The sequence below is a fragment of the Nocardia sp. PLKS1-43 genome (genome assembly GCF_059510335.1).
Genome location: NZ_JCAJZQ010000006.1, coordinates 372,683 through 392,628, shown reverse-complemented (window position 1 = coordinate 392,628; position 19,946 = coordinate 372,683). Strand labels below are relative to the sequence as shown.

The following is a 19,946-nucleotide window of genomic DNA, read 5'->3' as shown; positions in this document are numbered from 1 at the left end:
TGTCATGCGAGCAGAATCTGGCTTCTTTACTACTGATACCACCTATGCTGCAATGAAGATAGAACGTGTTTCAGTTAGTCGAAGGAGACAAGCTGGTGGTTGACACTCGCATCGCGCCGAATCTGCCCGAGGGCTTCGATGTGACCGATCCGCAGATCTGGGCGGAACGCGTGCCGGTCGAGGAATTGGCCGAGCTGCGCCGTAGCGCACCGATCTGGTGGAATCCCAAGTCGCCGGAGGTGGGGGGTTTCCAGGACGACGGCTTCTGGGTCGTCAGCAAGCATGCTGACGTCAAGGAGGTGTCGCGTCGCAGCGATGTGTTCTCCAACTACGAAAACACCGCCATCCCGCGGTTCAACGACGACATCCAGCGCGAGAACATCGAGATGCAGCGTTTCGTGCTGCTCAACCAGGACGCGCCGCAGCACACCCGGATGCGCAAGCTGATCTCCAAGGGCTTCACCCCGCGCGCGGTCAACGGACTACGTGACGAGCTGTCCGCGCGGGCCAAGGGGATCGTCGAGGCGGCCGCCGCGTCGGGCGCCGGCGATTTCGTCACGCAGGTGGCCTGTGAGCTGCCGTTGCAGGCCATCGCGGAACTGATCGGCGTGCCGCAAGAGGACCGGATGAAGTTGTTCCAGTGGTCCAACGATATGACCGGGTACGACGATCCCGAGTCCACCGCCGACCCGCTGCTCGCCTCGACCGAGATCCTGGGTTACGCCTGGCAGATGGCCGAGGCGCGCAAGGCCAGCCCGGCCGGTGACATCGTGACCGAGCTGGTCAACGCCGATATCGACGGCGAGTCGCTGACCTCGGAGGAGTTCGGCTTCTTCGTGATCCTGCTGGCCGTGGCCGGTAACGAGACCACGCGCAACGCCATCTCGCACGGCATGGTCGCCTTCCTGGAGAATCCGGATCAGTGGGAGCTCTACAAGAAGGAGCGTCCGGCCACCGCGGCCGACGAGATCATCCGCTGGGCCACGCCGGTCTCCTCGTTCCAGCGCACCGCGCTCGAGGACACCGAACTCGGCGGCGTGCGGATCGAGAAGGGGCAGCGGGTGGTGCTGGTGTACCGCTCGGCCAACTTCGACGAGGAGGTGTTCGAGAATCCCTTCTCCTTCGACATCACCCGAGACCCCAACCCGCACTTGGCATTCGGCGGCACGGGCGCGCACTTCTGCATCGGCGCGAACCTCGCCCGGCTGGAGATCGACCTGATCTTCAACGCGATCGCCGATCACCTGCCCGACATCTCCAAGCTGGGTGACCCCAAGCGCCTGCGTTCCGGCTGGCTCAACGGCATCAAGGAATTCGAGGTCAAGTACTGAGAGCGCGAGAAAGGGGCGGGCACCTGATGGTGCCCGCCCCTGTTTGTCTCGATCCTACCGAGACCCGTTGTCAGGTACGGGGTTTCACTCCTGGGGGCGGATTGTCCGCATCGCGCGGTCGGTCTCCCAGTAGGCGCGCAGGGCGGCGATCTTGCCGGTGTCGTCGACGCGGTAGGTGAAAACGCCTTCCGCGTCGATGATCTGGCCGCCCATGCGGGTACGGATCAGGCCGGTGTAGGCCACCTCGTTACCGCAGGCGAAGGAGTCGCCGAAGACGAACTCGATGGACTCCGTCGCGGCGATCGCCTTGTCCCAGAACGCCGAAATCGCGTCGCGGCCACGGTGGCCCTTGCCTTCGGGGTCGAAACCGGACGGGCCGATCGGGTCCTCGACGATGCCGTCCGCGGCGAACAGGTCGAGCCAGGCCTCCTTGTCGCGGGCGCGGACCGCCGCCTGGGAGGCGCGACCGGCCCGCCGGGCAGGATGTTCGTCCTGCCCGCTCGCGGCCGTGCTCATTTCGCCCCCTGGATGTGCTGATCGGCGAAGCGGCGCAACGAATCCTGTTTCGCGGAGAGTTCGGAATCGAAGCCCAGGCCGTCGAAGACCCACGGGACCACGATGGAGTCGGTGACCCCGGCCGCGGCCAGTTCCTCGTAACCGGACTTGCCGAAGCGGTCGATGCAGACCACCTGGATCTCGAATGGCTCCGCCGCGCGGCCGTATTCGGCGCGGAGCTTGGTCAGTTCGGCGATGGTGCTGACGATATCGTCGTACTTCATCATCGCCGAGGTCCAGCCGTCGCCCACCCGGGCGGCCCGGCGCAGGGCCGGACCGGTGTGGCCGCCGATGTAGAACGGCACGGGTTCGGTGGGCGCCGGGCTCATCTGCAGCTTGTCGAAATCGTAGAACTCGCCGTGGAATTCGACCATCCCGCCGGCCAGGACCAGCTTGATCACGTCGATCATCTCGTCCACACGCGCGCCGCGACGCGCATAGGGCACCCCGCACCAATCGAATTCCTCAGGCGCCCAGCCGATTCCGACGCCGAAGCCGAACCGGTTGCCGCTCATGGCCGCGACCGACCCGACCTGACGCGCCAGCAGCAGCGGATTGCGCGAACCGAGTTTGAGCACGTTGGTGTAGAAGTGGATCTTCTCGGTGACCGCGGCCATGGCCGTCGCGCCGATCAGCGGATCCACCCACGGTGTGTCCGGGCCCCAGAAGCGGTTGCCGTCGGGGGTGTACGGATACTTCTCCGACTGGGACTGCATGTAGAACAGCGAATCCGGCAGCGCGATGCTCGAAAATCCGCATTCCTCGGCCGTTTTCGCGAGCTCGGGCAGCTGCTCGAGCGGGCTCATCGCGATTCCGACGGTGAATTTCACGGCTGCTTGCTCCCGACCACCCACATCGAGAAGTACTGCGAACCACCGCCGTACGCGTGCCCGAACGCCTTGCGGGCGTTTTCCACCTGGTAGTCGCCGGCGCGTTGCATGACCTGCTTGGCCGATTCGGCGAAGCGGATCATCCCCGAGGCGCCGATCGGGTTCGAGCTGAGCACGCCGCCGGACGGGTTGACCGGCAACTTGCCGCCGATGCGGGTCTCCCCGGCGTCGGTCAGCTTCCAGCCCTCGCCTTCGGGCGCGAAGCCCAGATTCTCCAGCCACATCGGCTCGAACCAGGAGAACGGCACGTAGATCTCGGCCGCGTCGATCTCCTCGACCGGATTGGTGATCCCGGCCTGCTTCCAGAGTGCGGCCGAGGCGTCCTTACCGGCCTGCGGGCTCACCTGATCGCGGCCGGAATAGGCCAGCGGCTCGGTCCGCATCGCGGTGCCGTGGATCCACGCCACCTTCTTGCCCGACGCCTCGACCGCGCGGGCCGATGACTCGTCACCGAAGACGATCGCGCACGCGCCGTCGGAGGACGGGCAGGTCTCGTCGAAACGGATCGGGTCCCAGAGCATCTGGGAGGCGAGCACCTTCTCCAGGGTGATGTCCGACTGCTGCAGATGGGCCAGCGGGTTGCGCGACCCGTTCAGCCGGTCCTTCACCGCGACCATCGCACCGATGTGCAAGGGGGCGTTGGCCCTTCGGATGTAGGCGCGCACGTGCGGGGCGAAATATCCACCGGCGCCGGCGCCTACCGGCTTGGTGAACGGCACCGGATTCGACAGCGCCCACATGGCATTGGACTCCGACTGCTTCTCCCACGCGACAGCGAGCACCTTGCCGTGCACACCGGCCTGTACGTGGTTGACCGCGACGATCGCGGTCGAACCGCCGACCGAACCCGCGGTGTGCACGCGCAACAGCGGTTTTCCGGTGGCGCCCAACGCATCCGCCATGAACAGCTCGGGCATCATCGAACCCTCGAACAGGTCCGGAGCCTTGCCGATGACGACGGCGTCGATCTCGGCCATGGTGACGCCGGCGTCCTCGAGGGCGCGATCGATCGCCTCGCGACACATCCCCGACATCGAGACGTCACCGCGTTTCGTCACATGATGGGTTTGTCCGGTGCCGAGCACCGCGGCGGGGGAACTCATTTGGCCTCCAGGGTGGCGACGAGGTTCTGCTGCAGGGCCGGGCCGCTCGAGGCGTGTGCCAGGGCGCGGTCGGCGGTGCCGTTGATGATTTCGGTTGCCGCGTAACCGATCCGCTCGAGTCCGGCGGAGAACATGGGGTTACCGGACAGCGCACCGCCGGACGGGTTGATCCGGGTCTTGTCGCCCAAACCGATGGCCTGCTTCAGGATCAGCTGCTCGTGGCTGTACTGCGCGTGCAGTTCGGCCACGTCGAAGTCGGCGGAGTTCGAGCCGAGCACCGCTTTTGCCGCCGCTGCGGTCGAGGGGGAGGTGCTCAGGTCACGCGCGCCCAGCATCGGGGTATCGATGCGATGCGCGATGCCGGTCAGCCAGGCGGGGCGCTCACACAGCTCGCGGGCGCGATCGCCGGCCGCGAGCACGATGGCCGCGGCGCCGTCGGTGATCGGCGCGATGTCGTGCTGGCGCAACGGATCCGCGACGAACGGTGCGGACAGACGCTTATCGATTTCGGCGTCGTCGGCGGCGTTGACAGCGGCCATATCGCGTTCGGTCCACTTCCCGGCGTCCAGACCCGCGCGGGCCTGCAGGCCGGCCATCGAGACCGCGTCCGGCCACAGCGGCGCGACCAGATACGGATCGGTCTGCAGCGTCAGCACCTGACGCAGCGTGCCCGCCGAGGCCTTGCCGAAGCCGTACACCAGGGCCGTTTTCGCCTGGCCAGAGCGGAGTTTCACGTACGCCTCGTACAGCGCCCACGCCGCGTCCATCTCCACGTGCGATTCGTTGATCGGCGGCACGGCGCCGATCGAGTCGATCGCCGAAATGAACGAAAAGGCCCGTCCAGCGAGGTAATCCGAGGATCCCGAGCACCAGAAGTCGATATCGGACACGCCGATGCCCAACTTGTCGTACAGGGTGTGGAAGCAGGGGATCAGCATTTCGACACCATTGGTGGTGCCGTAGGTTTCCGCGACATGCGGAGCGTGGGCGAAACCCACCACCGCGATGTCATTGGTGTTGTCGCTCACGCCTGCACCTCGCTGATGCTCGGTTCCGGCGTGCGCGACGCGCGCTGTGTCGATGATTCGTTCGCAAGCTCACTCATTGGTTCTCCTACAGATGCTGCGAGAAGGACTCGTAGTCGGCGTCGGGCTCGCCGCTGGGTTCGAAGTGGGAGACGTTGTCCAGACCGTCGTAGGTCCACTCCTCGCGGGGCTTCCACACCGCCTTGACCCGCATGCCCATGCGGACCTCGCCGGGCTCGCAGCCGAGCACCAGGTGCAGGAACGGGATGTCGCTGCCGTCCAGCAGCACGTAGGCGGCCACGTACGGCGGCTTGATGCGCTGGCCCTGGAACGGCACGTTCACGATGCAGAACGTGGTGACGATGCCGGTATCCGGCAGGTCGACGTAGTCCTCGGTGGGATCGCCGGTGCGCGGATCCGCACCGCGCGGCGGGAAGTACACCTTGCCGTCACCGGCGCGGGCGCCGACCAGGCGGCCCTCGGTGATCGCCTTCAGGAAGACGGTTTCCTGCGGCGAGGCGGTGTGCTTGTAGCGCAGGTCGATCGGGGTGACGATGCCGGTCACCGGCTCGGCCGCGGCGTCGCCGGATGTGCTTGGCGCGGCGGCGGTTTCACCGGGTTCGAAGGCGGCGATGTCGTGGATGTCGCCGGTGCGCTCGGCGGCCCAGCGCGCCCGCACCCGCAGGCCGGTGTGGATCTGATCGGGGGAGGTGACGTCGACCGCGTGCAGCAGTGCGGTATCTGCGCCGTCCAGCTTGATCAGCGCCCAGGCGAAGGGACGGTCGAACGGCTGGCCGGGCAGCGGCTCGGCCACCCAGCTCCAGCTCTGCACCGTGCCGACATCGGCGACGTCGACGAAGTCCGTCAACGGCTCGGCGGTGCCGGGATCGAATTCGGCCGGCGGAACGATCACCCGGCCGTCGGAGCCGCGCACGCCGACGATGCGGCCCTCGCGCAGTCCGGTCAGGAATCGTCCTATGGTCGGGCCGACCGATCGGGTGTAGTCGAACTTCATCCGCAGCTCTGCGGCCAGTACTTCGGGAGCGGGTTCCGATTTCGAACCGCTTCCTTTCGCAATTGTGCCGGTCATGGTGTTCCCCTGAGTCACGATATCGAGTAGAACAGGTTCTTATTCTGGTGGCAAGAGTAGCGCGGGCAAGGAGATGATCATGCGGTTCGGGTTGCAACTCGGATATTGGGGCGCGAGCCCGCCGGTCAATGCGGCACAGGTGGTGGCCGCCGCCGAGGAGGTCGGATTCGACGCGGTGTTCACCGCCGAGTCCTGGGGTTCGGATGCGTTCACGCCGTTGGCGTGGTGGGGTGCGGCCACGCGGCGGGTGCGGCTGGGCACCTCGGTGGTGCAGATGTCCGCGCGCACGCCCACCGCGACCGCGATGGCCGCGCTGACCTTGGACCATCTCAGCGGCGGGCGGCACATCCTGGGCCTCGGCGTATCGGGGCCGCAGGTGGTCGAGGGCTGGTACGGCCAGCCGTTCGCCAAACCGCTGGCCCGGACCCGCGAATACGTCGGGATCGTCCGGCAGGTGCTGGCCCGCGAGGCCAAGGTGACCAGCGACGGAGCGCACTATCCGCTGCCGTACAGCGGTCCGGGCGCGACCGGGCTGGGGAAACCGCTCAAGCCGATCACCCACCCGCTGCGCGCGGATCTGCCGATCTGGCTGGGTGCGGAAGGTCCCAAGAACGTCGCGCTGACCGCGGAGATCGCCGACGGCTGGCTGGCCATCTACTACACCCCGCGACTGGCCGGAATGTACGACGAATGGCTGGCGGAGGGTTTCGCCCGGCCGGGTGCGCGGCGCACGCGGGAGGAGTTCGAGATTGCCGCGAGCTGCCAGGTCGTGGTGACCGACGACGCGCGCGCGGAGATCGACCGGATCAAGCCGGTGATGGCGCTGTACATCGGCGGTATGGGTGCGGAGGAGCTGAATTTCCACGCTCAGGTCTACCGCCGGATGGGGTACGGCAACGAGGTCGACGAGATCACCAGGCTCTTCCGGTCCGGGCGCAAGGAGGAGGCCGCCGCGGTGGTGCCGGACGAGCTGATCCTGGACACCATGATCGTCGGCGACGAGGCGCAGGTCCGCAGCCAGTTGCAGGTCTGGGAGAAGGCCGGGGTCGACATGCTGCTGGTGTCGGCTCGCGATACCGAACAGCTGGCGAAGCTGGCGCCTCTGGTGCAGTAACTTTGGCCTCCGCTTCGCTCCGGCGGGTTCGCGGCCCTCTGGGCCGCGAACCTTGGGGTCGGCGTTGTTCGGGGTTGGTGGAACAGGGTGTTCGGGGTGTTGCAGGGCGCAAGCTGGTGAGATGGGTCACTCCGGGGTGAAGGCCCTCCAATTAGTGAACCCCGTAAATCAAGTCTTGTCAGAGGCGAGAACACGTTCTATTTTTGTCGTGTGAGCCATAACATAGCGGACCTTGTCGAACACACGATCGACCTCGTGCCGGAGCGTGTCGCGCTGGCCGATGACACCCGCTCGGTGACCTATGCCGAGTTGGAGGATCGGGCCAACCGGCTGGCGCATCACCTGCTGGAGCACGGTGTGCGACCCGGCGACAAGGTCGGCATCTACTCGCGCAACACCATCGAGGCCGTCGAGGCCATGGTGGCGGTGTTCAAGGCGCGGGCGGTCATGGTCAACGTGAACTTCCGGTACGTCGAGAACGAACTGCAGTACATCTTCGACAACTCCGACATGGTCGCGCTCATCCACGAGCGCCGCTACACCGATCGGGTCAGCGCGGTGCGGCCGAACACCCCCAAACTGAAGGCCGTCCTGGTGGTGAACGACGGCACCGAGGAGCAGTATCCGCTCGCGGAGGACTCGGTGGAATACGAAGCGGCCCTTGCCACCTCGCACGGCGAACGGGACTTCGGCGACCGCTCGCCCGACGACATCTTCATGATCTACACCGGCGGCACCACCGGCATGCCCAAGGGCGTGATGTGGCGGCAGGAGGACTGGTGGCGGGTGCTCGGCGGCGGCATCAACTTCGTCACCGGCGATTACATCGACGACGAGTGGCAGCAGGCCAGGAACGGCGCGAACGGCGCGCAGATGGTCCGTTATCCGATTCCGCCGATGATTCACGGCGGTTCGCAGGCGGCGACCTTCCACAGCCTGTTCGACGGCGGTAAGGCCATCATGCTGCCGGAGTTCACCGGCCACGGCGTATGGCAGGCCATCGACCGGCACAATGTGAACCTCATCTTCATCACCGGCGACGCCATGGCGCGCCCGATGCTCGACGCGCTCGAGGCGGGGAACCCGGAAACCGGTGAGCCCTACCAGCATTCGAATCTGTGGGCGATGGCCAGCAGTGCGGCGCTGTTCTCCCCGGCGCTGAAGGACAAGTTCATGGAGCACCTGCCCAATACCGTCATCACCGACTCGATCGGTTCCTCGGAGACCGGCTTCGGCGGACTGTCCATCGCGGCCAAGGGCGCCACCCACACCGGCGGCCCGCGAGTCAAGATCGATGCGGCCACAGAGGTTCTCGACGAGGACGGCAATCCGGTGACGCCCGGATCCGGTCAGGTCGGCATCCTCGCGCGCAAGGGGCACATCCCGCTGGGCTACTACAACGACCCGGTCAAGACCGCGGCGACGTTCAAGGAGTTCAACGGGATTCGCTATTCCATCCCCGGTGACTTCGCCCGCGTCGAGGAGGACGGCACCGTCACCATGCTCGGCCGCGGTTCGGTCAGCATCAACAGTGGCGGCGAGAAGATCTACCCCGAAGAGGTCGAGGGTGCGCTCAAATGCCATCCGGAGGTCTTCGACGCGCTGGTGATCGGCGTGCCGGACGAGCGCTGGGGGCATCGGGTGGCCGCGGTGGTGCAGTGTCGCGGCGCGGTCCGGCCGACGCTGGAGGAGTTGCGTCCTGTTCTGTCGCAGGAGATCTCGTCCTACAAGCTGCCGCGCAGCCTGTGGTTCGTGGACGAGATCAAGCGCTCGCCCGCGGGGAAGCCCGACTACAAGTGGGCGCACGCGCACGCGGAGTCGCGTCCCGCCGACGAGGAAGCACACGCTCCCGCGACGAAGTAGGGCACCACGAGAAGTGAAGCCTCTCCGGCCGGAGACGCCCCGTATGTGGGGCGGCGTCTCCGGCCGGATACGTTGCGTGTCCGGGATATCCGCTGAGGTGTGGCTCTGCCCGTCGCGACGCTGGGGCCGGTGAGATCACCGAATTCGGCGCGAACGGTTCGGTGGTGTGACAGGCCGGGGCGCCATCGGTCCTCGGGCCCATAGGCAGACCGATGGATGGAATCGGAAAGTCTATTGGCGCGGATCGGGTCACCCGGCGACGATGAGGGCATGCGACAACGCACTCTCGGTAGTTCCGGACCAGTGGTTTCCGCGATCGGTCTGGGTTGTATGGGATTCTCCCAGGGGTACGGCGCGGTGGACGACGACGAGTCGATCGCCGCGATTCACACGGCGATCGATTCCGGTACAACGCTTTTCGATACCGCGCAGAGTTACGGCAGCGGGCACAACGAGCGGCTGCTGGCGCGAGCGCTGCGCGATGCGGGCCCGGATGTGCGGGTGGCGACGAAATTCGGCATCGTGCGCGGCGAGAACGGCGTGTACCTGGACGCGAAACCCGAACGGGTGCACGGGTATTGCGACGCCTCGCTGGCTCGGCTCGGGCGTGAGGCGATCGATCTGTACTACCTGCATCGCGTCGACCCCGAGGTGCCGATCGCCGAAACCATCGGCGCCATGGCCGAACTCGTGCACGCGGGCAAGGTTCGCCACCTCGGTGTGTCCGAGGTGAATCCGGAGCAGCTCGCCCAGGCCGCGGCGGTGCATCCGATCGCGGCGGTGCAGTTCGAATGGTCGCTGCTGTGGCGCGAACCGGAGCGCGACGTGGTGCCCGCGGCGCGCGAACTGGGCGTCGGACTGGTGCCCTACAGTCCGCTCGGGCGCGGATTGCTCACCGCCACACTGACTTCCGAGACCGTGGCCGCCAGCGACTTCCGCCGAAATGATCCGCGGTTCTCCGGTGAGAATCTGGCGAACAATCTGACGCAGGTGGCGGCGTTGCGCGCACTCGCGGACCGGCTCGGAATCACGGCTGGACAGCTGGCCCTGGCCTGGCTGCTGGCGCAGGGGCCGGACGTGACGCCGATTCCGGGCAGTCGCCGGGCGCAGCGCATCGTGGAGAACGCCGCGGCCGCGGCGATCGAGTTCGATGCCGAGGATCGTGCCGAACTGGAGAAGATCGTCGCCGCGGGGTGGTCGGGCGATCGGCAGTCCTTCGCCGCGCACGGCACGTCGCGGTCGGACTCCTGAACACCCGGATACGCGGTGACTCTCGGATTCGCACGCCGCCGGGCGCACCGGATCGCGGCACCGTTCGACCTGGGAGTTTCCGCGTTGGTCAAGTGATGTGAATCACGTTTGAATTTGTCTACCCCCGGATTCGGGGGCACTTACTTGTCGGTGGCCTGTGCCAGAGTGTGTGACATGAGCCATCGAATCAGATTCACAGCCGAGCGCTAGCGGGGTCCGGAATGAACCAGACGCGTTCCACCGGCGCCGTCGACGAGGTGCTGCAGCAGTTCGAGGGGTATCGGCGGGAGCTGTGTGCTTACGCCTACCGGATGTTGGGGTCCTCGTTCGAGGCCGAGGACGCCGTTCAGGAGGCCTTCACCCGGGCGTGGAAGTCCTACGACTCGTTCGAGGGCCGGGCCAGCGTCCGGTCCTGGTTGTACAAGATCACCACCAACGTCTGCCTGGACATGCTCGACGGCCCGCAGCGTCGCGCCCGGCCGATGGATCTGAACGGGCCGTCCAGCCCCAGCAGTCCGATCCCGGCCCCGCAGCCGGACTACGTCTGGATCGAGCCCATCCCCAACGGCCTGGCCTTCGGGGCCGATCCGGCCGAGCACGCCACCGCGAAGGATTCGCTCCGGCTGGCGTTCGTGGCCGCGGTGCAACATCTTCCGGCAACTCAGCGCGCGATTCTGATCATGCGCGAGGTGCTGCGCTTCTCCGCCAACGAGACCGCCGACATGCTCACCATGTCACCGGCTTCGGTCAACAGCGCGTTGCAGCGGGCGCGGGCGACCATGTCCAAGGTGCAGCCGGACAGCGGCGACGGTTACGACGAGTCCGACGAGAAGCAGCGCCGGCTCGTCGACGGCTTCGTCGAGGCGTTCGAGGCATACGATATGGACGCGCTGACCACCCTGCTGAAAAAGGATGTGGCGCTATCGATGCCGCCGATCGAGCTGTGGGTCTCGGGGCCCGGCCACGTCGCGGACTTCATGCTCAGTCCAGGGCCCTCGGCCTGCCGGGGTTCCCGGCTGGTTCCGCTCGAGGGGGCCAACGGCCTGCCCGCCTTCGGTCAGTACAAGCCGGGGGAGCGGCCGGGCGTGCTCGAGCCGTGGGCGGTGGTCGTCCTGGAGCTCGACGGTGACGGTATCGGCGGGCTGAACTTCTTCCTCGACACCGACCGGATGTTCCCGTTGTTCGGGCTGCCGCCGGAGTTGCGGGTATAGGCGGGATCAAGCGCTCGGGAGGGCCATACAGAACGGTTCCCACTGATGGCCGTCCGGATCGGCGAAGGTCCGCCCGTACATTCCGACCTCCCGTTCCTGTGCGCGCTTGTCCTCGTTGATCTCCTCGGCCCCACCGGCGCGCAGGGCCGCGCCGGTGAGGTCGTCGACCTCCTGCGCACTGGCCAGGGCCAGCGCGTAGATGGATCCGACCGAGGCGGTGGTCTCGGCCAGGGGCCGGTGGGTGAAGGTTTCGAAGAACGGTTTGATCAGCAACATCAGGCAGATGTTGTCGTCGATCACCACGCAGGCGGCGTTGTCGTCGGTGAACTCCTGATTCACCGTCCAGCCGAGGGCCGCGTAGAAGCTCTTGGACCGTTCCAGATCGTCGACCGGGAGATTCACGAAGATCATTTTGCTGGCCATATCGGTCCTCTCGGCACACAGTCCCGTCGTTGTCACCTATGCCGACGATGCGAGCGGGCCAAACTCATCGGATGATTCGCAGGCCGTCCATGAGTAGATCCATCATGCGTCCCGCCTGCTCGCGTTGTTCGGGTGCGCCGCAGGCCAGGAAGATGCCCAGCAGGCTCGCGACCACGTCCTGTGCGGGCACGTCCGGGCGCAGTGTGCCCTGGGCCGCACCCGCATCGATGAGTTTCTGTACGGCTGTGGACAATTCGGCGCGCGCCTCCTCCGCGGTGATCGCGCCGGAGGCGATGATCGCGCGCAGGGCGTCGGCCATCTCGCGTTTGGCGCAGATGTAGTCGCCGAAGCGGTCCATCCAGATGCGCAGCGCCGCCGCGGCGTCGGGGCCGGTGACCAGGTCGTCGACGGCATCGCACAGGCGTCGGCGTTCGGCCCGGTAGACTGCCTCGATCAAATCCTCGCGGGTGGGGAAATGCCGGTAGAGCGTGCCGATGCCCACTCCGGCCGCGCGTGCGATCGATTCCAGGGACACCTTGTCACCCTCGGCGAAGGCGGTTTTGGCCGCCTCGAGCAGGCGCTCTCGGTTTCGATGCGCGTCGGCGCGCGGTGCCCGGGTTCTGTTCACCAATCGGAGGACCCTCCGTTTCTGCTACGCTCGAACTATACGGAGGATCCTCCGCATAGTCGTCGACTCCACTATCCCACTCGGAACAGGATCACGCAGATGGCAGTCCAACAGGAATTCACCGCTCCCGGCGGCACCGCATCGCTCGGTTCGCGGAAGGTCGCCCGGATCGGTTACGGCGCAATGCAATTGACCGATCACGACGGCCGCTCCTGCGACCGGCAGGCTGGTATCGACATTCTCCGCCGGGCCGTCGAGCGGGGTGTGAACCACATCGATACCGCGCAGTTCTACGGGGCCGGCGCGGTCAACGAGCTGATCCGCGCGGCATTGTCGCCCTATCCGGCCGATCTGGTGCTGGCGACCAAGGTCGGCGCGGTCTACGACGCGGACGTCCGTTTGCTGGCGGCGCAGCGGCCGGAACAGTTGCGCGCCCAGGTAGAGGCCAATCTGGTTGCGCTGGGCGCGGATTCGCTCGGCGTGGTCAATATGCGCCGCGCGGACGTACCGCCCGGCATCGTCGCCGAGGGCGATCAGGTCGTGGATCTGGACGATCAGCTCGCCGAGCTGACAACCCTGCGCGACGAGGGCAAGATCGCCGGAATCGGCCTGAGCCACGTCTCCGCCGAGCAGCTACGTCAGGCCCTGCCCGCCGGAATCGTCTGCGTCCAGAACCTGCACAGCCTCCTGAACCGTTCCCACGAACCCGTCCTGGACCTGTGCCGCGCCAACGACATCGCCTGGGTCCCGTACTTCCCGCTCGGCTCGGCGTTCCCCGGCTTCCCGAAGGTCACCGAGCACCCGGCCGTCCTATCCGCCGCGGCTGCCCTGGACGCGACCCCCGCTCAGATCGGCCTGGCCTGGCAACTGGTCCACTACGACCACACCCTCCTGATCCCCGGCACCTCCAACCCCGCCCACCTCGACGAGAACCTCGCCGCGGGTTCGATCCACCTCCCCTCCGACGTGATCCGAACCCTCGACAGCTTGGCCGCATCCGAAAAATAGTTCAGCGCAACGCCATCGCGGAAGTTCAGCGGCGTCGGCTGGTTTCGCTCACCCCTGAAGGTGTGAGGACTCTGGACGGCGCTGCGAGTTCGTGATCGCGTCGGTTGCTACGCCCAGGGCCGAAATAAGTCGTTCGGCAATATCGGCGACTTCTGTCAGCGCGCCCGATGCGACGTCGATCATCATGTCATAGGCCAGATCATCGTCGAGAGCGTCGACGTCGATACCGTTGCGGGCCAGGAAGATCACGGCGGAAGTAAGAGAAAGCCGCTTGTTGCCGTCGACCAGTGGGTGGTTGCTTGCGATCGAGTGCAACAACGCCGCGGCCTTCTCCCAAATCGTGGGGTATGCGTCCGTGCCGAATACCGTCGTCTGCGGCCGGGCAGCCGCGGACGCCAGAAGGCCCGGATCTCTGAGGGCGAAGGCGCCGACTGCATCGTCCGCGATGACCCGAAGGTCGGCAACTGTCAGATAATAGACCGAATCTTCGCTCATTCGGCCAGCCGATCGAGCAGTGTGCGGTGCTTGGCCGCGAAACGTGCTGACAGAGCCCGTACCTCGTTGTCTGCGGTCTCGGCCATCGGCTCGGGCACAACTGCCGCAACGCGGCGACCATGCCGCGTCAGGTGGACAACGGTGCCTGCCTCCGCCGCGGCTATGACCTCGGCGAGTCGATCACGCGCCTCGGTCACCGGTAGTTCCCAAGGGTCGTTCGCGAAGGGTGCCGTCATGCTTTGAATTGTACAGTCGGCGCGCAATTACGTACGAAAGCGTTCGCCTCGTCCGTAGTCGTGACGAGGCGAACGCTTCACCGGGAGATTCGGTCAGGCCGGGGATTCGGCCAGTTCGGCGCCCAGGGCGCGAAGGTGGTCGGTGGCGCCGCCCAGGGCGAATTCGTTGTGTTTGGCGGCGGTGAAGAACTGGTTGACGATGTGGTCGCGGTCGATGCCGACGCCACCGTGGACGTGCACCACGGTGTGTGCGACGCGGTGACCGGCCTCGGCGGCCCAGAACTTGGCGGTGTGAATCTCCGCGGTGGCGGGCAGGTTCTCGGACAGGCGCCAGGCGGCCTGCTGCACGGCCAGGCGGACGCCCTGCACGTCGATGTAGCCGTCCGCCAGACGCTGTGCCACGGCCTGGAAGCTGCCGATCTTGCGGTTGAACTGCTCGCGTTCGCGCGCGTAGCCGGCGACCAGCTCCAGGCCCTTCTCCACCACGCCGAGCTGGTGTGCGGACAGGCCCAGCCAGGCCCGGTGCAGCAGCCAGTCCAGGATTTCCGCGCCCTGCTCGACGGTGCCGACCAATTCGGCAGGGGCGCCGGAGAATTCGATCTCCACCTCGGGCGTGCGATCGGTGACGATCTGATCGGTGATCCGCACCCCGGCCTCGGCCGGATCGACCAGGAAGACCGCCGCCTGCCCGGACACGCTGGCGGGCACCAGGATTCGCGACGCCTGCCGCGCGAACGGCACGGTGATCTTCAATCCGGTGATCCGCCAGCCGGCGCCTTCCCGCGCGGCGGTGGTGACCGGTTTCGACGGCTCCCAGTTGCGCTCCTCGCTCAGCGCGACGGTGAGAACCTTTGTGCCCGAGGCGGCTTCGGCCGCTTGCGCGCGCTGAGATTCGGAGCCGAACTCGGCCAGCGCCCCCGCGCCCAGCACGATCGACCACAGGTAGGGCACCGGCGCCACCGAACGTCCGAGTTCGCGCAGCACCGCGGTCTGCTCCAGGACGCCGAAACCGCCCCCGCCCACGGCCTCCGGCAGCGCCGCGGCCAGCACGCCGGTCTCGGCCAGCGATTTCCACAGCGGTTCGTCGAAGCGCGCGGTGTCCGAGTCGGAATCCAGTTCGCGCAGCCGATCGGCGGTGACCAGCTTGCCGGTCACCTCGGCGGTGAGTCGCGCCAGATCCTGCTGCGCTTCGGTGAGAGTGAAATCCATTGTGTTACTCAGCTTTCCAATCAGCGCGCAGCGGCGGGCTGCTTCAGGGCGGTCATGGCGATGATGTCGCGCTGCACCTCGTTGGTGCCGCCGCCGAAGGTGAGAATCAGGCAGGCTCGGTGCATGCGCTCGAGCCGGCCGAGCAGTTGCGCACCGGCCGAACCCTGACGCAGATAGGCCTGCGGGCCCAGCACTTCCATCAACGTGCGGTACGCCTCGGTGGCCAGTTCGGTGCCGAGCACCTTGCAGGTGGAGGCGTTCCACGGCTTGGGGGCGGAGTCGCCGCCCGCGTCCGCACCGGACGCGATTTCCCAGTTCAGCAATTTGAGGTACTCGACCTTCGCGTGCACCCGCGCCAGATTCAGCCGCACCCATTCGCTGTCGATCACGCGACCGCCGTTGGAGTCCTTGTTGTTCTTGGCCCACTCCACCGTCTGGGCCAGCGCCAGCTGCAGGGAGGCGGCCGAGGTCAGCGCGACGCGTTCGTGGTTGAGCTGGTTGGTCACCAGGGGCCAGCCGCCGTTCTCCGGGCCCACCATGTTCGTGTGCGGGATGCGCACGTCCTGGTAGTAGGTGGCGCTGGTGTCCGGACCGGCCATGGTGTGCACCGGCGTCCAGGAGAAGCCCTCCGCGGTGGTCGGCATGATGAACATGCTGATGCCCTTGTGCTTCTTGGCATTCGGATCGGTGCGCGCGGCCAGCCAGACGTAGTCGGCGTACTGGATGAGGCTGGTCCACATCTTCTGCCCGTTGACGATCCAGTCGTCGCCGTCGCGGACCGCGCTGGTGCGCAGCGAGGCCAGGTCGGTGCCCGCGCCCGGTTCGGAGTAGCCGATGGAGAAGTGCAGCTCACCGGCGGCGATCTTGGGCAGGAAGAACTTCTTCTGCTCCTCGGTGCCGTAGTGCATGATCGTCGGCGCGACCGAGTTGATGGTCAGGAACGGCACCGGTGCGCCGGCGATGGCGGCCTCGTCGGTGAAGATCAGCTGATCCATCGTGGAGCGGTCCTGGCCGCCGTACTCCTTCGGCCAGCTCAGCGTGAGCCAGCCGTCGTGGCCCATCTGCTGGACCACCTCGCGATAGACGTTGCCCTGCCCGTATTCGCCGGTCTGCGAGGAGAGCGCCTCCCGGCGCTCTGGGGTGATCAGCGTGGCGAAATAGTCGCGCAGTTCCGCGCGTAGCTGTTCCTGTTGCGGGGTATACGCAATCCGCATGGCAATCACCTCGTCCGTTCTGCTGGTGGCCGGCTCGTTCCATAGCCAGCCGATATGGGCTGCGCCGGTTGTCCCGATCATTGCACAACCACTGAAACATGTTCCAGTATGGACCCCGAACGGGCCGCTTCCGCCTCCTTGGCCGAGGCGGGCTTGTAGGCTCGGGCTATCAGTGGCGAAGGAGTTGTCAAAATGAAGGTCAGTGTGGATTTCGACCAGTGCGAGGCCAACGGCATCTGTGTCGGATACGCCCCCGACGTGTTCGAACTCGACGACGAGGACAACCTGCACGTCACCTCGGGTGATGTGCCGGAGGACCAGCTCGACGACGTGAAGACCGCGGTCGCCCAGTGCCCGAAGGCGGCGTTGAAGCTCGTCTGAACCGATGCTTGCCGTTAACTGGAACACGTTCTAGAGTCGCCGTGTGAGCGAGCGGAGCGAGGGAACCGAAAATACAGCGCGCGTCGCGGGCGGCAGCCCCGAGCGCCAGCGAGGGGCTGACGGGCGCGAATCCGAAATCAGCTTGTCCGGTCGGGTGGCCATTGTGACGGGCGCCGGTGCCGGGCTGGGGCGGGCGGATGCGCTCGCCTTGGCCGCTGCCGGCGCCTCGATCGTCATCAACGATCTTGTCGAGAACGACGCGGTGTCGGCCACGCTCGCCGATATTCGCGCATTGGGAGTCAAGGCTGAATTCGTCGCCGGCAGTATTGCCGAACGCGCTACCGCGGATGCTCTGATCAACACGGCGGACGAGACGTTCGGCGGCGTCGACATCGTGGTGAACAATGCCGGAATAGTCCGTGACGGAATGCTTTTCAATCTCACCGACGAGGATTGGGATTCGGTCCTCGCCGTTCATCTGCGCGGACATTTCTTGTTGTCCCGCAATGCCGCCGCATACTGGCGCGGCAAATCGAAGGCGGCCGGTGCGCCGATCTACGGCCGTTTGATCAACACCTCGTCCGAGGCCGGTCTGCTCGGTCCGGCCGGGCAGCCGAACTACGGCGCCGCCAAGGCCGGAATCACGGCGCTGACCTTGTCCGCGGCGCGCGGGCTGGAGCGATATGGCGTGCGCGCCAACGCAATCTGCCCCCGTGCGCGCACATCGATGACCGAGAAGGTCTTCTCCGACGCGCCCGAAGAGGGCATCGATCCGCTCTCGCCCGATCATGTCGGACGATTGGTCGCCTATCTCGCCTCGCCCGCCGCGGACAAGGTGAACGGGCAGGTATTCGTCGTCTACGGCCCGATGGTCGCACTGATGGCTGCGCCGGAAGTCGAACGGCGTTTCGATGCCGCCGGCGCGGAATGGCGTCCGGAGGATCTCGCCGACACGCTCGGCGGATATTTTGCCGAACGCCCGGCGGGGCGTACGTTTTCGGCGTCATCGTTGCACGAACTGGGCTAGTAGCCGACAACTACCGGCCGCATTGTTGATCGCCGGTCCGCCACTTGGTAGACATGGGGATCGACGGTGTGGGGTGACTCACACAGTTTTTCCTCATGCCGTATGAACAAGTTCTATCTTCCGATCACAGTTCGGCAGGAAAGAGCAGTTCGATATCGCCAAACTGGGTTCGGCAACAGAGTGAACGTGTTCTAATCTTCAGACCGACGGGCCGGTTGTTACCGCCGTCACGAGCTCGACGTGCAAGGCATGGCAAGGAGGAATCGGGAATGAACGAGGTTCTTGCCGTGCCGTTGCGGGCGGTCGGCGGGTTCTTCGAACTCACCGCCGCGGTGGCCAAGGCGACCGTGCGGCCGCCCTTTCAGCGTCGTGAATTCGTGGACCAGGCGTGGTTCATCGCCCGGGTCTCGATCCTGCCGACCCTGCTGGTCGCCATCCCGTTCACCGTGCTGGTGAGTTTCACGCTCAACATCCTGCTGCGCGAGATCGGCGCGGCCGACCTGTCCGGCGCGGGCGCGGCCTTCGGCACCGTCACCCAGGTCGGCCCGATCGTGACGGTGCTGATCGTCGCGGGCGCGGGCGCCACCGCGATCTGCGCGGACCTGGGCGCGCGCACCATCCGCGAGGAGATCGACGCGATGAAGGTGCTGGGCATCGACCCCATCCACCGGCTCGTCGTCCCGCGCGTGCTGGCCTCGATGTTCGTCGCGGCGCTGCTGAACGGCCTGGTCTGCCTGATCGGCATCGGCGGCGGCTTCCTGTTCTCGGTTTTCCTGCAGGGGGTGAATCCGGGCGCGTTCGTCAACGGGATCACCTTGCTGACGCACCTGCCCGAACTGGTCATCGCGGAGGTCAAGGCGACGTTGTTCGGCCTCGCGGCCGGGCTGATGGCCTGCTATCTGGGACTGAACGTACGCGGCGGACCCAAGAGCGTCGGCGATGCGGTGAATCAGACGGTGGTGTTCTCCTTCATGGTCCTGTTCGTTTTGAACGTGGTGGTCACCGCGGTCGGTATCAAGTTCACGGTGCGGTGACCACATGGCCTTCGTAATCCACGCTCGCTTCCCGCGTACTGTTCGACGAGTGCGCCGCCTGTCAGACTCACTCGACAGTGTCGGCAGGCATGCGCTCTTCTACGCCGAATCACTGCGCGCCGTGCCCAAGGCGCTGGTGAGCTATCGCACCGAAACGATCCGGCTGATCGCCGAAATCAGCATGGGCACGGGCGCATTGGCCGTCATCGGCGGCACGGTCGTCATCGTGGGCTTCCTGACGCTGTTCGCCGGCGGCACCATCGCGGTGCAGGGATACAGCTCACTGGGCAATATCGGCGTCGAGGCGCTGACCGGATTCTTCGCCGCATTCCTCAACGTTCGCATCGCCGCGCCGGTGATCTCGGGGATCGGCCTGGCCGCGACCATCGGCGCGGGCGCGACCGCGCAGCTGGGCGCGATGCGCGTCGCGGAGGAGATCGACGCACTCGAGTCGATGGCGATCCGGCCGGTGCCGTTCCTGGTCGGCACGCGCGTGCTGGCCGGGATGATCGCGATCGTCCCGCTGTACGCGCTGGCGGTGATCGCCTCGTTCATCGCGAGTCGCTTTGCGACCGTGGTGATCTACGGGCAGTCGGCCGGTGTGTACGACCACTACTTCTCGACCTTCCTGATTCCCAGCGACATTCTGTGGTCGTTCGTGCAGGCGATCGTCATGGCGTTGGCGGTCATGATGATTCACACCTATTACGGCTACCACGCGACCGGCGGACCGGTCGGCGTCGGCATCGCGGTCGGTAACGCGGTGCGCACCTCGCTGGTGGCGGTGGTGACGGTGACCCTGCTGGTCTCGCTGGCCATCTACGGCACCTCCGGCAATTTCCATCTCTCCGGGTAGGC

The 19,946-nt window shown here is 66.3% G+C and carries 21 protein-coding genes; 10 read left to right on the top strand and 11 right to left on the bottom strand.

Going from position 1 to position 19,946, the window contains the following annotated elements:
- Window positions 1–95 precede the first annotated feature (95 nt).
- Entirely contained in the window at window positions 96–1,331 is a 1,236-nt protein-coding gene (locus AC5WS7_RS23655) for a cytochrome P450 (RefSeq protein WP_495956735.1), read from the top strand.
- Between the two features lie 84 nt (window positions 1,332–1,415).
- On the opposite strand, the gene AC5WS7_RS23650 is transcribed toward AC5WS7_RS23655, so the two are convergent.
- From AC5WS7_RS23650 to AC5WS7_RS23630, 5 genes are all read right to left on the bottom strand, one after another.
- Window positions 1,416–1,847 (bottom strand): nuclear transport factor 2 family protein, encoded by a 432-nt coding sequence (locus tag AC5WS7_RS23650; RefSeq protein WP_495956734.1) that lies wholly within the window; start codon window positions 1,845–1,847, stop codon window positions 1,416–1,418.
- The gene (locus AC5WS7_RS23645) at window positions 1,844–2,716 is read right to left on the bottom strand and encodes a TIGR03619 family F420-dependent LLM class oxidoreductase (RefSeq protein ID WP_495956733.1); all 873 of its coding nucleotides are present in this window, start codon (window positions 2,714–2,716) and stop codon (window positions 1,844–1,846) included. The genes AC5WS7_RS23650 and AC5WS7_RS23645 overlap by 4 nt, the downstream gene beginning before the upstream one ends.
- The gene (locus AC5WS7_RS23640; RefSeq protein ID WP_495956732.1) at window positions 2,713–3,879 is read right to left on the bottom strand and encodes a thiolase family protein; all 1,167 of its coding nucleotides are present in this window, start codon (window positions 3,877–3,879) and stop codon (window positions 2,713–2,715) included. The genes AC5WS7_RS23645 and AC5WS7_RS23640 overlap by 4 nt, the downstream gene beginning before the upstream one ends.
- Window positions 3,876–4,907: a thiolase family protein gene (locus AC5WS7_RS23635; RefSeq protein ID WP_495956731.1), complete on the bottom strand. Its 1,032-nt coding sequence runs from the start codon at window positions 4,905–4,907 to the stop codon at window positions 3,876–3,878. The genes AC5WS7_RS23640 and AC5WS7_RS23635 overlap by 4 nt, the downstream gene beginning before the upstream one ends.
- 85 nt (window positions 4,908–4,992) lie before the next feature.
- Window positions 4,993–5,994 carry a Zn-ribbon domain-containing OB-fold protein gene (locus tag AC5WS7_RS23630; protein WP_495956730.1) on the bottom strand — a complete coding sequence of 334 codons (1,002 nt, stop codon included), beginning with the start codon at window positions 5,992–5,994 and terminating at the stop codon, window positions 4,993–4,995.
- Window positions 5,995–6,073: 79 nt separating this feature from the next.
- On the opposite strand from AC5WS7_RS23630, the gene AC5WS7_RS23625 reads away from it, so the two are divergent.
- From AC5WS7_RS23625 to AC5WS7_RS23610, 4 genes are all read left to right on the top strand, one after another.
- On the top strand, window positions 6,074–7,108 hold the full coding sequence (locus tag AC5WS7_RS23625) for an LLM class F420-dependent oxidoreductase (RefSeq protein WP_495956729.1): 1,035 nt from the start codon (window positions 6,074–6,076) through the stop codon (window positions 7,106–7,108).
- 210 nt (window positions 7,109–7,318) lie between these two features.
- Complete coding sequence (locus AC5WS7_RS23620; RefSeq protein ID WP_495956728.1) at window positions 7,319–8,971, top strand: acyl-CoA synthetase; 1,653 nt, start codon at window positions 7,319–7,321, stop codon at window positions 8,969–8,971.
- Between the two features lie 270 nt (window positions 8,972–9,241).
- Entirely contained in the window at window positions 9,242–10,222 is a 981-nt protein-coding gene (locus AC5WS7_RS23615) for an aldo/keto reductase (protein WP_495956727.1), read from the top strand.
- 221 nt (window positions 10,223–10,443) lie between these two features.
- The gene (locus AC5WS7_RS23610; protein ID WP_495956726.1) at window positions 10,444–11,433 is read left to right on the top strand and encodes a sigma-70 family RNA polymerase sigma factor; all 990 of its coding nucleotides are present in this window, start codon (window positions 10,444–10,446) and stop codon (window positions 11,431–11,433) included.
- Window positions 11,434–11,439: 6 nt separating this feature from the next.
- On the opposite strand, the gene AC5WS7_RS23605 is transcribed toward AC5WS7_RS23610, so the two are convergent.
- Together AC5WS7_RS23605 and AC5WS7_RS23600 are read right to left on the bottom strand one after the other, a co-directional pair.
- Complete coding sequence (locus AC5WS7_RS23605) at window positions 11,440–11,856, bottom strand: VOC family protein (protein ID WP_495956725.1); 417 nt, start codon at window positions 11,854–11,856, stop codon at window positions 11,440–11,442.
- Window positions 11,857–11,920: 64 nt separating this feature from the next.
- Entirely contained in the window at window positions 11,921–12,484 is a 564-nt protein-coding gene (locus AC5WS7_RS23600; protein WP_495956724.1) for a TetR/AcrR family transcriptional regulator, read from the bottom strand.
- Between the two features lie 99 nt (window positions 12,485–12,583).
- On the opposite strand from AC5WS7_RS23600, the gene AC5WS7_RS23595 reads away from it, so the two are divergent.
- The gene (locus AC5WS7_RS23595) at window positions 12,584–13,492 is read left to right on the top strand and encodes an aldo/keto reductase (RefSeq protein ID WP_495956723.1); all 909 of its coding nucleotides are present in this window, start codon (window positions 12,584–12,586) and stop codon (window positions 13,490–13,492) included.
- Between the two features lie 48 nt (window positions 13,493–13,540).
- On the opposite strand, the gene AC5WS7_RS23590 is transcribed toward AC5WS7_RS23595, so the two are convergent.
- From AC5WS7_RS23590 to AC5WS7_RS23575, 4 genes are all read right to left on the bottom strand, one after another.
- Entirely contained in the window at window positions 13,541–13,987 is a 447-nt protein-coding gene (locus AC5WS7_RS23590; protein ID WP_495956722.1) for a type II toxin-antitoxin system death-on-curing family toxin, read from the bottom strand.
- The gene (locus AC5WS7_RS23585; RefSeq protein ID WP_495956721.1) at window positions 13,984–14,223 is read right to left on the bottom strand and encodes a type II toxin-antitoxin system Phd/YefM family antitoxin; all 240 of its coding nucleotides are present in this window, start codon (window positions 14,221–14,223) and stop codon (window positions 13,984–13,986) included. Before AC5WS7_RS23585 ends, AC5WS7_RS23590 begins: the two co-directional genes overlap by 4 nt.
- Before the next feature lie 93 nt (window positions 14,224–14,316).
- Window positions 14,317–15,432, bottom strand: a complete 1,116-nt coding sequence (locus tag AC5WS7_RS23580) for an acyl-CoA dehydrogenase family protein (protein WP_495956720.1) — start codon at window positions 15,430–15,432, stop codon at window positions 14,317–14,319.
- Window positions 15,433–15,452: 20 nt separating this feature from the next.
- Window positions 15,453–16,646 carry an acyl-CoA dehydrogenase family protein gene (locus tag AC5WS7_RS23575; protein WP_495956719.1) on the bottom strand — a complete coding sequence of 398 codons (1,194 nt, stop codon included), beginning with the start codon at window positions 16,644–16,646 and terminating at the stop codon, window positions 15,453–15,455.
- 192 nt (window positions 16,647–16,838) lie between these two features.
- Here AC5WS7_RS23575 and AC5WS7_RS23570 point away from each other — a divergent pair, with 192 nt between their 5' ends.
- The 4 genes from AC5WS7_RS23570 (at window position 16,839) to AC5WS7_RS23555 (ending at window position 19,944) form a co-directional block, all read left to right on the top strand.
- Complete coding sequence (locus AC5WS7_RS23570; protein ID WP_495956718.1) at window positions 16,839–17,027, top strand: ferredoxin; 189 nt, start codon at window positions 16,839–16,841, stop codon at window positions 17,025–17,027.
- Between the two features lie 136 nt (window positions 17,028–17,163).
- Window positions 17,164–18,054 carry a 3-oxoacyl-ACP reductase gene (locus tag AC5WS7_RS23565; RefSeq protein WP_495956820.1) on the top strand — a complete coding sequence of 297 codons (891 nt, stop codon included), beginning with the start codon at window positions 17,164–17,166 and terminating at the stop codon, window positions 18,052–18,054.
- A 269-nt stretch (window positions 18,055–18,323) separates the two neighbouring features.
- Entirely contained in the window at window positions 18,324–19,088 is a 765-nt protein-coding gene (locus tag AC5WS7_RS23560; RefSeq protein WP_040818015.1) for an MlaE family ABC transporter permease, read from the top strand.
- 4 nt (window positions 19,089–19,092) lie between these two features.
- Window positions 19,093–19,944, top strand: coding sequence for an MlaE family ABC transporter permease (locus tag AC5WS7_RS23555; RefSeq protein ID WP_495956717.1), 852 nt, complete (start codon window positions 19,093–19,095; stop codon window positions 19,942–19,944).
- Window positions 19,945–19,946: the final 2 nt, after the last annotated feature.

Coding starts and splice junctions, on each gene's coding strand:
- AC5WS7_RS23570 (WP_495956718.1), top strand. CDS start 16,839: ATGAAGGTCAGTGTGGATTTCGACCAGTGCGAGGCCAACGGCATCTGT.
- AC5WS7_RS23640 (WP_495956732.1), bottom strand. CDS start 3,879: ATGAGTTCCCCCGCCGCGGTGCTCGGCACCGGACAAACCCATCATGTG.
- AC5WS7_RS23615 (WP_495956727.1), top strand. CDS start 9,242: ATGCGACAACGCACTCTCGGTAGTTCCGGACCAGTGGTTTCCGCGATC.
- AC5WS7_RS23650 (WP_495956734.1), bottom strand. CDS start 1,847: ATGAGCACGGCCGCGAGCGGGCAGGACGAACATCCTGCCCGGCGGGCC.
- AC5WS7_RS23605 (WP_495956725.1), bottom strand. CDS start 11,856: ATGGCCAGCAAAATGATCTTCGTGAATCTCCCGGTCGACGATCTGGAA.
- AC5WS7_RS23590 (WP_495956722.1), bottom strand. CDS start 13,987: ATGAGCGAAGATTCGGTCTATTATCTGACAGTTGCCGACCTTCGGGTC.
- AC5WS7_RS23585 (WP_495956721.1), bottom strand. CDS start 14,223: ATGACGGCACCCTTCGCGAACGACCCTTGGGAACTACCGGTGACCGAG.
- AC5WS7_RS23610 (WP_495956726.1), top strand. CDS start 10,444: ATGAACCAGACGCGTTCCACCGGCGCCGTCGACGAGGTGCTGCAGCAG.
- AC5WS7_RS23630 (WP_495956730.1), bottom strand. CDS start 5,994: ATGACCGGCACAATTGCGAAAGGAAGCGGTTCGAAATCGGAACCCGCT.
- AC5WS7_RS23625 (WP_495956729.1), top strand. CDS start 6,074: ATGCGGTTCGGGTTGCAACTCGGATATTGGGGCGCGAGCCCGCCGGTC.
- AC5WS7_RS23575 (WP_495956719.1), bottom strand. CDS start 16,646: ATGCGGATTGCGTATACCCCGCAACAGGAACAGCTACGCGCGGAACTG.
- AC5WS7_RS23595 (WP_495956723.1), top strand. CDS start 12,584: ATGGCAGTCCAACAGGAATTCACCGCTCCCGGCGGCACCGCATCGCTC.
- AC5WS7_RS23555 (WP_495956717.1), top strand. CDS start 19,093: ATGGCCTTCGTAATCCACGCTCGCTTCCCGCGTACTGTTCGACGAGTG.
- AC5WS7_RS23580 (WP_495956720.1), bottom strand. CDS start 15,432: ATGGATTTCACTCTCACCGAAGCGCAGCAGGATCTGGCGCGACTCACC.
- AC5WS7_RS23560 (WP_040818015.1), top strand. CDS start 18,324: ATGAACGAGGTTCTTGCCGTGCCGTTGCGGGCGGTCGGCGGGTTCTTC.